Origin of the sequence: Streptomyces lacaronensis (assembly GCF_047337785.1) — a bacterium.
Taxonomy (GTDB): domain Bacteria; phylum Actinomycetota; class Actinomycetes; order Streptomycetales; family Streptomycetaceae; genus Streptomyces; species Streptomyces lycopersici.
In genome coordinates this window covers 4,946,511-4,960,126 of record NZ_JBLHDK010000003.1, presented here as the reverse complement: position 1 = coordinate 4,960,126, position 13,616 = coordinate 4,946,511, and the positions used below count along the sequence as shown (strand labels likewise).

Annotated in this window: 15 protein-coding genes; 9 read left to right on the top strand and 6 right to left on the bottom strand. The window is 71.7% G+C overall.

The genetic code is table 11. The features are described from left to right. Nucleotides 1–14 precede the first annotated feature (14 nt). The 3 genes from ACMTAK_RS21065 to ACMTAK_RS21055 are packed head-to-tail and all read right to left on the bottom strand — an operon-like array spanning nt 15 to nt 1,444. The gene (locus ACMTAK_RS21065; protein WP_413807659.1) at nt 15–335 is read right to left on the bottom strand and encodes a hypothetical protein; all 321 of its coding nucleotides are present in this window, start codon (nt 333–335) and stop codon (nt 15–17) included. Nucleotides 336–383: 48 nt separating this feature from the next. Beyond that, nucleotides 384–734 (bottom strand): hypothetical protein, encoded by a 351-nt coding sequence (locus ACMTAK_RS21060; RefSeq protein WP_413807658.1) that lies wholly within the window; start codon nt 732–734, stop codon nt 384–386. Then, nucleotides 731–1,444 (bottom strand): DUF6668 family protein, encoded by a 714-nt coding sequence (locus tag ACMTAK_RS21055; RefSeq protein WP_413807657.1) that lies wholly within the window; start codon nt 1,442–1,444, stop codon nt 731–733. The genes ACMTAK_RS21060 and ACMTAK_RS21055 overlap by 4 nt, the downstream gene beginning before the upstream one ends. Nucleotides 1,445–1,651: 207 nt before the next feature. Between ACMTAK_RS21055 and ACMTAK_RS21050 the strand changes: the two genes are divergently transcribed. From ACMTAK_RS21050 to ACMTAK_RS21040, 3 genes are all read left to right on the top strand, one after another. Next, entirely contained in the window at nt 1,652–2,488 is an 837-nt protein-coding gene (locus ACMTAK_RS21050; RefSeq protein WP_413807656.1) for a lytic transglycosylase domain-containing protein, read from the top strand. A gap of 23 nt (nt 2,489–2,511) precedes the next feature. Further along, complete coding sequence (locus tag ACMTAK_RS21045) at nt 2,512–3,504, top strand: hypothetical protein (protein ID WP_413807655.1); 993 nt, start codon at nt 2,512–2,514, stop codon at nt 3,502–3,504. A gap of 221 nt (nt 3,505–3,725) precedes the next feature. Continuing rightward, a complete protein-coding gene (locus ACMTAK_RS21040; protein ID WP_413807654.1) occupies nt 3,726–4,313 on the top strand; it encodes a sigma-70 family RNA polymerase sigma factor in 588 nt (195 codons plus the stop codon). 33 nt (nt 4,314–4,346) lie between these two features. On the opposite strand, the gene ACMTAK_RS21035 is transcribed toward ACMTAK_RS21040, so the two are convergent. From ACMTAK_RS21035 to ACMTAK_RS21025, 3 genes are read right to left on the bottom strand one after another with little or no spacing between them, the layout of a single operon-like run. Then, nucleotides 4,347–5,342 (bottom strand): hypothetical protein, encoded by a 996-nt coding sequence (locus tag ACMTAK_RS21035; protein ID WP_413807653.1) that lies wholly within the window; start codon nt 5,340–5,342, stop codon nt 4,347–4,349. Between the two features lie 38 nt (nt 5,343–5,380). Continuing rightward, nucleotides 5,381–6,043 (bottom strand): hypothetical protein, encoded by a 663-nt coding sequence (locus ACMTAK_RS21030; RefSeq protein ID WP_413807652.1) that lies wholly within the window; start codon nt 6,041–6,043, stop codon nt 5,381–5,383. Continuing rightward, nucleotides 6,040–7,089 (bottom strand): C40 family peptidase, encoded by a 1,050-nt coding sequence (locus ACMTAK_RS21025; protein ID WP_413807651.1) that lies wholly within the window; start codon nt 7,087–7,089, stop codon nt 6,040–6,042. Before ACMTAK_RS21025 ends, ACMTAK_RS21030 begins: the two co-directional genes overlap by 4 nt. 160 nt (nt 7,090–7,249) lie before the next feature. Between ACMTAK_RS21025 and ACMTAK_RS21020 the strand changes: the two genes are divergently transcribed. The 6 genes from ACMTAK_RS21020 (at nt 7,250) to ACMTAK_RS20995 (ending at nt 13,390) form a co-directional block, all read left to right on the top strand. Continuing rightward, entirely contained in the window at nt 7,250–7,858 is a 609-nt protein-coding gene (locus ACMTAK_RS21020) for a DUF6668 family protein (RefSeq protein WP_413807650.1), read from the top strand. Nucleotides 7,859–7,870: 12 nt separating this feature from the next. After that, the gene (locus ACMTAK_RS21015; protein WP_413807649.1) at nt 7,871–8,191 is read left to right on the top strand and encodes a hypothetical protein; all 321 of its coding nucleotides are present in this window, start codon (nt 7,871–7,873) and stop codon (nt 8,189–8,191) included. A 124-nt stretch (nt 8,192–8,315) separates the two neighbouring features. Further along, entirely contained in the window at nt 8,316–9,089 is a 774-nt protein-coding gene (locus ACMTAK_RS21010) for a hypothetical protein (protein WP_413807648.1), read from the top strand. Beyond that, entirely contained in the window at nt 9,089–10,396 is a 1,308-nt protein-coding gene (locus tag ACMTAK_RS21005) for a hypothetical protein (RefSeq protein ID WP_413807647.1), read from the top strand. Before ACMTAK_RS21010 ends, ACMTAK_RS21005 begins: the two co-directional genes overlap by 1 nt. Further along, entirely contained in the window at nt 10,386–11,882 is a 1,497-nt protein-coding gene (locus tag ACMTAK_RS21000; RefSeq protein WP_413807646.1) for an SCO6880 family protein, read from the top strand. Before ACMTAK_RS21005 ends, ACMTAK_RS21000 begins: the two co-directional genes overlap by 11 nt. A 32-nt stretch (nt 11,883–11,914) precedes the next feature. Next, nucleotides 11,915–13,390, top strand: a complete 1,476-nt coding sequence (locus ACMTAK_RS20995; RefSeq protein WP_413807645.1) for an ATP/GTP-binding protein — start codon at nt 11,915–11,917, stop codon at nt 13,388–13,390. Nucleotides 13,391–13,616 lie beyond the last annotated feature (226 nt).

Below are 13,616 nucleotides of genomic sequence, written 5' to 3'. Positions count from 1 at the left end.
TCCGCGCTCGCCTACTACCCGCCTATGGGATTCGCCTTGAAGAAGAACTGGACGGTGGGCCCCGCGGCGGCCACCAGGATGCAGCCGCCCAGAACCATGCCCAGGCGGCTGAGGTGTTCGGAGCCCTCTCCGCGCTTCACGGACATCGCCATCATCACTCCGGTGACCAGGATGCCCGCCACCCCGGCGGCGGTGCCGGCCCAAGCGAGGACGCCCAACACCGTGTCGACCGCCTTAGTAAGCTCTGGAGGCGCGTCCTTCTCCGGGGTGGGGACCTTCGCGTCGGCGAGGTACGTCTGCCCTGAGACGTAGAGGGAGAGCAGGGCGTCTTTCATGAGGTCTCCGTTGTCGCAATGAGTCGTGTCGGAAGGTGCGCGTGGCTCTCAGATGAGGTACGGCACCACGAGGAATTTGACGAGCGGCCCCGCTGTGGCTCCGATGACGCAGGCGGTGGCGATGATGACCCCGCCCTTGTAAGCCGCCGCGCCTTCGCCGCGCTGTAGCTGCATGGCCATCCGGATGCCGATGATGATCAGACCCGCCACGGCGGTGGCCGTCACGGCCCACGCGAAGTAGCCGATCAGATCGTCGGCCCCGTGCTGTGACGGGTCGAAGTCGCACTTGGGCTGGAAGTCCTTGGGGCCGTAGTCCTTGGGGTCGTAGTGCTTGTAGTCGATCGGGGGCCTGGACGCGTCATCCTCGGGGCCGCCGCAATCGTCCGCCGCCAGGTTCACAGCGGCCTCCCCACACGCCTGGACGGCGCCGAGACGAGCGAGGCCAGGGTGCGCACTTCCCTCGGCGGACGGTCGACGTCCTCACCGGCGCGCCAGGCCGGGATCCAGGGCACGCGGTGGACCTTGGCCGCCGAACGCAGCACGCGTACCCGCCTGCCGAGCGCGCGCGGCAGCCGCCCCGGCGCGTCGGCGACGAGCACGACGGCGATGAGCCGCACCCCCGCGGGATGCTCCGCCATGCGCAATGCGTTCAGCACCTGGGACACCGCCCGCGTACCCGCGGCGTGGGTGCGCGCGACGAGCAGTATCCGGCCGGGCTCGCCCTGGGCCGGATCGGGCCACCGGCGGCCCACGTCCGCGCCCCCCAGCACGCGCGCGAGCGTGCTCGCGCCCGCGCCGCCGTGCGCGCTGACCCAGGCGACCTGATGGCCCCGGTGCCGCGTCGGCGCCTGTTCGGCCAGTGCGATGGGCCAGGACGGCGCGGCCTGCGCCGTGCGTCCGGACGATGCCTCCCGCGTGGACGGCGCGGTCGGTGCCGAGCGCTTGGTCGGCGCGGTCGGTGCCGAGCGCTTGGTCGGCGCGGTCGGCGCGGCCGGCGCCGAACGCGCCGTTGGTGTGGCCGGCGCGCTCGGGACCGGGGCAGCCTGCTGTGTGCTCGGTCCGCGGACCCACAGCGGCGAGCCGCCGGATGGCGCCGAAGGGACGCCCATGTGCGCCCTCTCCTTCCCTCGTTTCGCGTATGCCGACGGATCCCGCATTGAACTGATGGGCCGCTGTGTCCGTTGCGGCGTGCAGGGCTCGCGGCGGTCCGTCAGGCAGCCACTACGGGAAATCGGGTGACCTGGTTCAAGGTCTCCGCGGACGCGTGTCGTGCGGGTCGGGTTTCGGACAGTTGAGCGAATGGGATGTGGCCGGTCGTGAGCGGAAGTTCTGGGGAGTCGCACGAGGAGGCCCATGCGAAATCGACGAACACGGCGCTGATAGCTACCAGCCTCGGGACGTTGACCGGATGCCTCATATTGCCCATGATTGGGGTGCTTTTTCTCGCAGGAGTGCTCATCGTGTACCTCCTTTACCGCTACATGTGGCCCATTGTGATCTTCTGTAGCATTTTCAACGTCTGTGGAAGCGGAGGCGACGGCGGAGGCGACGGCGGCGAGAAGGGCGACCGGGTCATGGAGGTCAACAACGGCGATGGGAGGGAAGAGTTGTACTCCCCGGCCGTGCCCACGGACTTGCTGAGGACCGTCCGGGACGCCGGGGCGCTGTGCTTCCAGATCGGCCCCGTCGTGGTCGCCGCGCAGATCCAGCAGGAGTCCGGGTGGAACGAGAAGCTGGTCGGCACCGACGGGGCAGAGGGCATCTCCCAGGTGCCGCCGGACAAGTTCGAGGAATTCGGCGAGGACGACGACAACAACGGCAAGACCTCGGGCCTGGACCCCGAGGACTCGATCATGACGCAGGGCCGGTACCTGTGCTCGCTGGCCAAGCAGATCGACACGCTCCTCGACACCAAGAAGGTCAAGGGTGACCCTCTCGACCTGACCCTGGCCGCGTACGACGTCGGCCTCGACAAGATCAAGAAGGCGAAGGGCGTTCCGGAAGCTTCCGACGCGAACACCTACGTCGTCGGCGTGAGGAGCTCGTTCGCCCTGTACGCCGGTGTCGTGAAACCGCCGGAGGGGGAGGACTACCCCACCATGAGCCCAGCGCCCCAGCCCAGCGAGTCGTCGAGTCCCACGGACGACCAGTGACCAGCAGAGCGAGGAGCAGCACCGTGTCCGGCGAACGGGCCCGCCAGGGTCGGCAGGACCACGCCCCACACGACGACACATCGCGGCGGTCGCCCTCCCCCTTCGAGGTGCTGATGCGCCGCGACGGCACCGTGGTCCTCGACGGCGATCCCCTCCGGGTACCTGAGGGCGAACCGGTCCACACCGCCGTGCTCGACACGCTGCACCGCCACGCGCGGGCCCGGGGCGAACCGGTCGAGGCGGTGATCGACAACCGGCAGGCGGGGGACCTCACCCGCATCGAGGTCGCTCCCGACGGTTCGAGCCGGATCGTGTGGTACGAGGGACAGCGAGAGGAGCACGAGCCGGCTCCAGGACCTCCCCCCGGGCCGCGCCGAGCCGACCCCCCGCCGGACGCCGAGCCGCTCCCGGCCGGCCCCGCGCTGGTCGACCCGCCGCCTGCCGAACCCTCGTTGGCTGAACCGCCTTGGGCCACCGGGCCGTCCCCGGACGCGATCCCGTCCGCTGACGGTAAACAGGGTCCCGGAGGGGACACCCGTGTCCAGGCGGTGCCGGACCAACTCGCCGACCTCGTGACGCACATCACCCGTGCCATGGACGCCGGTGCTCTCGAGCGTGCTGCGGCGCTCGCCTTCCGGTTGCGGGGACACGCGGCCCGTACCTTCGGCGATGAGCACCCCTTCACCCTCGAAGCCCACGCGCTGGACGCGTTTACGGCACACCGGTGCGGGAATTACTCAGCCGCGACCGCCATGTGTCTCGAACTCGCCCGGATCCGCCACCGGCAGGGTGACCCCCGCGCCCATGAGGAGCTGATGCGTGCGCTCGCCGCCTGGCGGCTGATCGACGACCCGGCCTCCGCCGCCGACCACGGGCGGGAGCTGCTCGCCGTGTGGTCCAGGGTTGCGGAACAGGGCGGTGACGCCGCGGAGGACGCCAAATTGATGCGCGACGTCAATCGCCGTATACACGCCCTCTCCACCGCGGCCGACACACCGGAAACCGGAGCAAGCTGAGAGGGAAGACGCAGGTCAGCGGCGTTTAGGTGGTGGAAGAGCCGCCTCCGCCACTGCGGTATCCCGCCTTCCGAATCGCTGGAATCAGCTGTTCCATCTGTCAATCGAACGTCAAATTGATGTGGAACTCCGCTCGAAACACTCGCCCCGAATCGCGGCCTCCGAGCCCCGCTTGGAGGCATGGCCTCCATGAGGTCACGAATCGAGGGAGTAGCACGAACGTGAGTTGGACCATGATCGGTTCCTCGGGGACGGAGAGCGCCCGGGAAAACGCGCTGCGCACGCTCTACGCCGAGCAGGCGGGGCCTCTGTACTCCTACGTGGTACGGCTGTTGGGGGGTGACGGGTACCGGGCAGAGGACGTGGTGCAGGAGACGCTCCTGCGCTGCTGGCGCACGCAGGACCTGAACGGCGGCCAGCCGCTGCGGCCGTGGCTGTTCAGGGTGGCCCGCAACCTCGTCATCGACGACTACCGGTTGCGTATGACGCGCCCCCAGGAGGTCAGTGGCATGGCCTGGCTGGACGACCTGGTGATCAGTCCCGACGACGTGGACTGGCTGCTCTCCTCCTTGCTTCTCAGGGAGGCTTTCCGGCAACTGTCGCCCAAGCACCGGGAAGTGCTGTACGAGACGTACTACTCGGGCAGGTCGACGCGGGAGGCGGGCCAGTTGCTCGGTATTCCGCCGGGCACCGTCAAGTCGCGGACATATCACGCGGTACGTGCCCTGCGGCTGGCCATGGGCGTCGTCGAGAGCGCCGACGACGAGGTCGGTGAGAAGCCCGAGTGGGCGTACCCGTCCGCGGCGTGACGCGGGACCGGGCGGGGGTTTCGAGGTCTTCGCTCACCCCATCGGCCGGGCCTGCACCGCGGGCCGCTCCCAGGTCAGGACGGGACGGGGCCTTGGCAGCGCGGGTGATTCCGCCACGGAGGGTTCCCGCGTCCCGAGCCCGTTCGCGTCGTGGGCACTGGGCGCGTGAGGCGCGTGAGGCGTATTGGGTGCGTTGCGGGTCGTGTGGGCCTCCATCAGCCACGCCTGGTGTGCCACGGCGGCGGTGAGCGCGTCGCCGGCGCTGCCCGGGATCTGGTTGCGCATCCGGATCACGGCGTCCCCGGCGGACAGCGCCTGCTCCGGGTCGGTGATCTGCCGCCACAGCGCTTCGGCCCGGCCCGCCACCGCCTCGGCCTGCTCGCTGTCCCCTTGGTAGTACCAGCGCTCGGCCACGTCGCGGTACAACCGGACGCCGCCGACCGGGTCCCCGGCCAGGGCGGTGACCCGGGCCCGGACCTCGCGGATGCGCAGTGCGTCGGGGTGGGAGACCCCGAGGGCGCTCGCGGCCTGCTCGTCGAGTCGCGCGACGAGGCTGGTGGCCTGGTCGACACGGCCCGCCTCGAGGTGGTCCGTCACCTGGGACAGGGAATCCACCACCTGGGACAGGGAATCCGCGTGTGCTTTGGGCCGCGGCCGTGCGCGGGATCCGAACCCGGAGGTGTCGGAGGCCGCTGCCGCCGGCTCGGTGGCAGCCGCCTTCGCCGCGCGTTTCGCGTGGCGCTTCCTCGGCGCCGCGGCGCGCGGTCCATCGCCCGGGACCTCGCTCACTTCTCCGTCGGGCGAGATGGTCAGGTGCCATACGGTGCCGTCCGGTTCGGTGGCCCTGGCCCGCACGGGACGGCCGAGCCTGGCGGCCACGCCGGCCACCCTGTCCACGGCGGCGGCCCGGGTGGAGTGCCCCGACGTGGATATCAGCGGGCCGGAGGAGAGGACCCGGCCGTCGTCGTGCACGGTGAGGTCGTAGACCGGCCAGGCGGGTATGTCCGCGGGCTCGCGCGTCGTGGGCATGCGGTTTCCTTCGTGCTGGTGGACGGAGACGTCCGGGGCTAACGGACGATGACGTCGGCGACCCGCCATGCCGTGCCGGCCGCCGCGCGGGTGAGGTGTACGTATGCCGCGACGGGGACAGGCTGGCCGGTCCACTGATCGCGCCCCGACGGGGTGGTGATGACGGTCCACTGCCGCCACGCCTCGGTGCCGGTGTCGGTGGGCTTGGCGGCCTCCTCGGCCTGCTCCAGCTCGACGGTGCCGTAGGCACGGTGGCGGACCCACTCCTGCCACTGGGCGCCGGGGACCGACTGGGGTTGCCGCGAGCGCAGCCGGTCCGCGTACGCTTTTGTCAGCCAGCCCGCGTCAACCGCGCGCAACTCGGCGTCGTGAGGACCGCGGTCGACGGCGGTGTCGAACGTCCACAGTGCGGTGAGTGCGCCCCGGCTCACCGCGTCGGCGTCGGTCTGCTCGACATCGCCGGGGCGGGGTGTGCCTCCCCGGGGCGTGCCGGTGGGCCGGGGACTCGGGGATTCGGGTGCGGCGGTGCGGGAGGCGGAGGGGGTCGGGTACGGGCCGGTGCCGGTCGCGGCGGGAGACGGCGTCGACGAGCGTGCGCGCCCTTCACCGCTGATGTCCGAACCGCACCCGCTCGCGGCGAGGGTGAGCGTGAGCACCGTCGCCGCCGCGGCGGTGATACCCCGCGGGCTGGAGGACGTCATCCGAACCGTCTCACTTTCTGGGGCTTGTCGGCGTAGTAGGGGTCGTCGAGGCTGCTGATCTTGACTACGTCACCGGTCTTCGGCGCGTGGATGAACTGCCCCTGGCCGATGTAGATGCCGATGTGGTCGTAGCTGTCGCCGAGCTGGAACCCGATCACGTCGCCGGGCCGTATGCCGTCGCGGGGTACGGCCTTGCCGGAGGTGACCTGGGCCTGGCTGACGCGTGGCGGGAGGATCGCGCCGCCGCTGGCGTGGTAGACCGCGTACTGCACGAGGCTGGAGCAGTCGAACCCGACCGTGTCCGCGCCCTGCGCGAATCCGCGCCCGGGGCCCTCCGGCCCGCCGCCGCCCCACGAGTACGGGGTGCCGAGCCATTTCTTGGCACCGGCCACCACCCGGCTGCCGAACGAGCCGTCGGCCTCGCCCGGTTGGCCGCCGCTGTACCGGGCCATCGCCGTGATGATCCTGGTGACGTAGTTCTGGGTCTCCGGGTACGGAGGCACGCCTTTGTACTCCTTGACCGCCGCGGGGCCCGCGTTGTAGGCGGCGAGCATCAACCGGGTGGGGTCGCCGCCGATGCGCATCTCCTTGACCTCGTCCGCGAGCGCGCAGTCGTAGCGGGCCTGGGTCATGATGGCGTCACCAGGGGTGAACGGGTCGGCGGTGCCGTCCGGTTGCGAACCGCCGTCCTTGCCGGCCGCGTCCACGCCCCACGTCGCCCAGGTGGCGGGGATGAACTGGCTCAGCCCCCGGGCGTCGGCCGGGCTCACGGCCTTGGGGTTCCAGCCGGACTCCGCCTCGATCTGCGCGGCCACCAGCGGAGCGCTGACCTCCGGGCAGAGTTCGCCGGCGCGCTTGATCCACGACACGTACTCGGGCGGTACGCGCCCGGGTTTGAGCCCGGGGGTGAACCCCACCGGTGCGGAGTCCTGTTCCCGGCTCACGGCCCCCAGCACCGACAGACAGACCAGGGAGCCGACCAGCCCCAGGACGGCGCATCCCGTGACCAGCCTCGCCGGTCCCGCCCGGCCGGCGCGGCCGTTCATCTGTGGCACCCCGCATGATCCGCGGCCTCCGGGAGAGTCTTGTGATCCGACATGGGCGAATCAATCCTTATGTTCCTTAAGTTGCAAAATATATATTTGCGGATTATTAGCAACTTATGTATATGATCGGCTCGTTGTGTCGGCGGTCGAAGGAGGTTCCTTGGCAGGGGATGCGCAGGTGGTCAATCCCTGGCTGCGGCCGGGCCCTCCGGGGGACACCAACGGGAAACCCCGGCAATCGGTTCAAGGCACGACCACCGGACTCACCGGCCCGGCGGCACCTCAGGGCGCCGGAGTCCCGCGGCCGGAGCGGGCACTGCCCGTCACCCGACCGCGGCCGGACGACGGGCTGGCGTGGTGGTGGCTGGGCGTGCACGGCGGCGCCGGTGTCAGCACGCTGGAGCTGGCCGTGCCCGGTGGCCGGGACGCGGGCCGGGCCTGGCCGGTCACCGGGGAGTCCGAGGCGGTCGTGCTGGTCGCCCGTTCCAGCGCGCACGGCCTCGGAGCCGCGCAGAACGCCGCTCAGCAGTGGGCCTCACGCATGGTCACCGGAGTCGACCTGCTGGGCCTGGTCGTCGTGGCCGACGCCCCGGGCCGACGCCCCCGGATCCTGCGGGACCGGGTGCGGCTGGTCTCCGGCGCCGTGCCCCGGCTGTGGGAAATCCCGTGGGTGGAGCCCTGGCGGCTCGGCGAGACGTATCTGCCGCAACCGCCCAAGGAGTGCGTGGCCCTCGCGCGCGATCTGAAGCGACTCACCCAACTCGCCTAGAAAGGTATCGAGTTGTCCAGCTTGTTGGCGGCCGTGACGGACGCCTCCCCGTACCTGGCCCATATAACCGCAGCCTCCCCGCAGCCCTCGGGCGTACCCGACGTCGGCGGGGGTGAGGCACCGCCCGGAGCAGGCGACCTGCTGACGGTGCTGAAGTGGGTGGCCTGGAGCGTCACCGCCCTGTGCGTCGCGGGCATCTTCGGCGTCGCCGCCCGGATGGCCGTCGACCACTCCCGGGGAGGCGGCCGCGAACACGCCAGAGGACTCGGCTTCGTCCTGGGGGCGTGCCTGCTCGTCGGCTCCGCCTCGGGCATCGTCGGCGCGCTCGTCTAGGCGCCGACGGGACCTGGGCGCCGACAGGACGTAGGCGCCGACGGACCCGGGCGCCGACGAGACAGGCCGCTCATCCGTCCGGCCAACCACCACACCGAACCACCCATGAGGATGGGGAAGAACCATGGCAGACTCCGGCACCCGCGCGGGGTCCGACGAGCCGCGCAGCCCGTGGCTGCGTACCGGCTTCATCCTCGCCGCCGCGTTCATCGGCTTCGTGACCGTCATCGGGGGGGCGGTCGTCGCCGCCTCGGATGGCTCCGGCGAGGACAACAGCTCCACCGCTTCTCGGCCGTCCCCCGGCCGCGCCGCCGTCGCCCCCCCTTCGTCCCGCTCCCCGGGGGATGGCGACGGCGACGACTCGTGCCCCCGACTGGCCGATGAGCGGCAGGACGTGCCCACCGCCGCCCCCCGGGGTGTGACCTGGGACCTGTACGGCGCCGTCGCCCTTCCCTCGTCCAAGGCAGCGGGCCCGGCCGTGGCCGGCGAGGACGTGGCGCGCTGTTACGCGCGCACACCCGTCGGCGCCCTGCTGGCCACCAGCCAGATCAGCGTGCGCTACCTGGCCGCCGACGACTGGCGGAAGGTGACCTTGACCCAGACCGTCGGCGCGGGCCGCGACGCGTACATCGCCGAGCGGACGAAGGCGGAGGAGAGCGCGTCCGCGGACCGGGACGGCGGCGCCCACGGGCAGATCGCCGGATTCAAGTTCGTCACGTACAACGACACCACGGCGGTGATCCAGACCGTGTGGCGGTTCCCGGACGGCCGGATGCAGGCCGCCACCACGACGGTGCTGTGGCGGGGCGGCGACTGGCGGCTGGAGTACCCGGCCGCCCCCGCCGCCGCCACCCCCGTCGACTCCCTGGCCGGATACGCCGAGTGGGGAGGTGTGTGATGGCGGGCTGTGACTTCGGCTGGGTGGCTCCCTCGGTGGGCGGCTACTGCGTGGGGGACGGCACGGGGACGTCCCCGGACGACCTCGGCGGCAGCGCGTTCGACGACATCGCCGAGAGCGCCGCGAAGGCGGCGAGCATCACCGTCAAGGCGCTCGGCGGCGCCTGGATGAACCTGGGCAGCCCCGATCTGGGCGACGACGCCGGACCGGTGGCGTTCCTCCGCGGCTCCACGCTGTGGTTCACCTCGTTCACCGCCGTACTGTGCCTGCTGGTGGCGGCCGGGCAACTCGCCTGGCAGCGCCGCGGCGAGCCGGCCCGGCAGGCTCTTCAGGGGCTGCTCAACCTGGTGGTGGTCTCCTCGGCCGGGGTCGCCACCGTCTCCCTGCTGACCTCGGCGGGGGACAAGTTCAGCGTCTGGATCATCGACAGGTCCACCGGGTGCCGACAGGCCAGTGCCACCGGGGAGCCGGTCGCGAGTTGCGTGGCCGAGTTCGACAAACGCACCTCGGCCATGCTGGCCCTGGGCGGCACGGACTCGTCGTTCCTCGTCCTCGTCATGGCCATCCTGGTGGTCGTCGCCACCGTGGCGCAGATCGCCCTGATGGTCGTGCGGATGGCCATGCTGGTGATCCTCACCGGCACGCTGCCCCTGTCGGCGGCGGCCAGTTCCACCCCCGCCGGACGGGTCTGGTTCCGCAGGTCCGTGGGCTGGCTGCTCGCCTTCGTGCTGTACAAACCGGCCGCCGCCATCGTGTACGCCGCCGCCTTCTCGATCACCGGCCAGAAACAGGACGACGAGGTCGTCTCCATGGTCTCCGGGGTCGTGCTGATCGTCCTCGCCTGCTTCACCCTGCCCGCGCTGATGAGGTTCGCCGCCCCGGTCGTCCAGGCGGCCGTATCCGGCACGGGCCGTGCGGCGAAGGCGTCCGCCGGGGCGGGCGGCCCGGCCGCCGCGGCCACCGGGGCGCTGCCCGTACCGCACCTGCGCGGCCTGGCCACCGGCCGGTCGGTGGCGGGGGCCGCCGTGAGCGGGGAGGCCACCGGCGCACGGGCGGGCGGCACGAGGGTCGCGTGGGGCGCCGACGGGACGGGCGGGACGTCGGACGGGGCCCGTGGAACGCCGGACCGCGGGCGTGCCATGACCCCACCCGCCCGGCCGGCGGCGAAGGACGCCACGGCGAAGGACGCCACGGCGAAGGACAGCACCGAGCCGCAGCCCGAGGACCGGGAGGAGACGGCGACCCCGCTGCCGGTGCCGGTCCGGCAGTATCCCGACGACCAGCAGGAGACACCCCGTGGCCACTGAAGAACTCACCCCGCGCACCTACGGCAACTTCCGCAAGCCGCGCAGCTCCGGCCTGCGTGGTCTGTCCCTCGGGGCGACGATGCTGCTGTTCGCCGGGATGATCGCCGTGGTGCTGGCCACGCTGATCTCCATCTGGGTCGCCCTGGGCCTGGCGATGTCGTTCGCCGTGCTCCTGGCCCCGCTGGCGGTGAAGGACCGGCACGGCCGCACGCTGATGCAGCGCGGCGCGGTCCGCCTGGCCTGGTGGCGCACCACCAAGTCCGGCGGCCACCTGTACCGGTCGGGTCCGCTGGGCCGGTCCGGGTACGGCACCTGCGAACTGCCCGGCCTGGCGGCCGCGTCGAAGCTGACCGAGGCGCGGGACGGCTACGGCCGCCCGTTCGCCATGGTCACCACTCCGGCGACCGGCCACCACGCCGTCGTCATCTCCTGCAACCCCGACGGAGCCGCCCTCGTCGACGAGCGGCAGGTCGACACCTGGGTGGCCCACTGGGGCCAGTGGCTGTCCGCGCTGAGCGCCGAGCCCGGCCTCGTCGCCGCGAGCGTCACCGTGGAGACCGCCCCCGACTCCGGAGTCCGGCTCCAGCAGGAGATCACCGCCAACACCGCGCCCGACGCTCCCGACCTGGCCTCGTCGATGCTGAACGAGGTGGTGACCGACTATTTCGCGGGCTCGGCGCAGATCACCACGCGGATCGCGCTGACGTACTCCGGCGCGGCCCGCCCGGGCTCTCCCCGCCGCAGCGCCGAGGACATGGCGGTGCACATCGGCACCCGCCTGCCGGGCCTGACCGCCGGGCTGTCCATGACCGGCGCCGGCACGGCCGTACCGATGACCGCGACCGAACTCGCCGAGGCGGTGCGCGTCGCCTACGACCCGGCCGTGGCGCCTCTCGTCGAGGAGGCGCAGGCCACCGGCGGCACCGGGCTCACCTGGAGCGAAGCCGGTCCCATGGCGGCCCAGGAGGCGTGGGCGCACTACCGTCACGACGGGGCGTTCAGCGTGACCTGGGCCATGACGGAGGCCCCGCAGGGCGAGGTGTTCTCCAACGTCCTGACCGGGCTGGTACAGCCCAACCGCGACATCGCCCGCAAGCGCGTCACCCTCCTGTACCGCCCGCACAGCCGGGCCGAGAGCGCCCGCGTCGTCCAGCAGGACTACAAGAACGCGCTGTTCAGCGCCCAGCAGTCGCAGATCGGCCAGGCGCGCGACGACGCGGAGGTGACCGCGGCGCGCAGGACCACCGAGGAACAGGCCCAGGGACACGGCGTGATCCGCTTCGGCATGCTGATCACCGCGACCGTCAACTCCGCCGAGGAGCTGCCGAAGGCCGCCGCGGCCGTCGACCACCTGGCCCCCGCCGCCCGCATCGCGGTGCGGCCCGTCTACGGCTCGCAGTCGGCGGCGTTCGCGGCGGCGCTGCCCCTGGGCCTGGTCCTGCCGCTGCACACCGCCCTGCCGCAGACGGTACGCGACGCGATGTGACGTCGGTCGGCTGACAACTTACGGAGAACCCGATGGCACGCAAGACCAAGCAACCCCGCCCGCCGCACCCCACCGCCCGTGGCTGGCCCGGCCACGGTGGCGGCATGGTCGGCTATGTCGACCCCGCGCCCGAGTGGCGCGGCACCTCGGTACAGGTGTGCGGCCTGTGGCCGTTCGGCGCGGGCGCCGGAACCCCCATGGTCGGGGTACCCCTCGGTCGTGACCTGGACTCCGGGGCCACGGTGTGCTGCGACCCCGTGTCATGGTTCATGCGCACGGGGCTGCTGGCCAACCCGTCCATGTTCGTGCTCGGCCGCCCGGGACTCGGCAAGTCGACGGTCGTACGGCGCATGGCACTCGGCCTCTCCGGCTACGGTGTCCACCCGCTGATCTTCGGTGACCTCAAGCCCGACTACGTGGACCTGATCAGAGCGATCGGCGGGCAGGTCATCAGCCTGGGCCGGGGCCGCGGCAACCTCAACGTCCTGGACCCCGGCGAATCCCTCCAGGCCGCGGGCCGGCTCACCGGCGACGCTCGCGGCCGGCTCCTCGCCGAGATCCACGGCCGTCGCCTCCACATGGTGTCCGCCCTGGTGACCATCCTGCGTTCGGCGCCGCCGACGGACCGTGAGGAGACGATCCTGTCGACGGCGCTGAACGTCCTGGCCGACCGCCACGGCTCGGGCTCGGACCGCTCGGGCCGCGTTCCGGTCCTCGGTGACCTGGTGCGGGTCATCAAGGACGCCCCGGAGGCTGTACGGTCGGTCGCCCTGGATCGAGGCGACATGAGCCGCTACCGGGACATCACGGAAGACCTGGAGGCGTCGCTGACCGCGTTGCTCGGTGAGGGCCGCCTGGGCGGCACCTTCGCCCAGCCGACGACGGAGGCGATGAAGCTGGACCGCCCGGTCTGCTTCGACGTCAGCGGCATCGACGACAGTGAGGTCCTGCTCCAGGCGGCGGCCCTGCTGTCCTGCTGGTCGTACGGGTTCGGCGCGGTCTCCGCGGCACACGCGCTCGCGGACGCGGGACTGGAGCCGCAGCGCAACTACTTCCTCGTCATGGACGAACTCTGGCGCGTCCTCCAAGCGGGCCGAGGCCTGGTCGACCGGGTCAACGCCCTCACCCGCCTGGACCGCCAGCGCGGAGTGGGCCTGGCCATGATCACCCACTCCATCGACGACCTCCTGGCCCTCCCCACGGAGGAGGACCGCACCAAGGCGAAGGGCTTCGTGGAACGCGCCGGCATGGTGATCTGCGGTGGCCTGCCGCCCGTCGAGATGCCGCAACTGGCCCAGGTCGTGGAGCTGACAGAGGCGGAGAAACGACTCCTGGTGGACTGGTCAACCCCACCCGCCTGGGATGCCACCAACGGCCGCCGAGCCGACCCACCCGGCCTCGGCAACTTCCTCATCAAGGTCGGCAGCCGCCCCGGAATCCCGCTGCACGTGGACCTGACGGCGGCGGAGCTGGAGGTCAACAACACGAACAAGAGGTGGAACAAGTAGCCGTGCCCGGCGACACCGCCCGGCGGAGCCGTCGGGCGGTGTCGATTGAACCGTTTGTGGCGTGGATCCAGTGTGGGGGTGCCGGGGAGGTCTCGCACTGGTTCCCGGTCCCGGATGGGCTGAGACATACGGACCGCACCAGCCAGGTGACGGACGGAGGGGGTGTGGCGAGATTTCGCGGCTCCGGAGCAGTCCGTGGCCACGCCGACGCATGATGCTTGGGCAG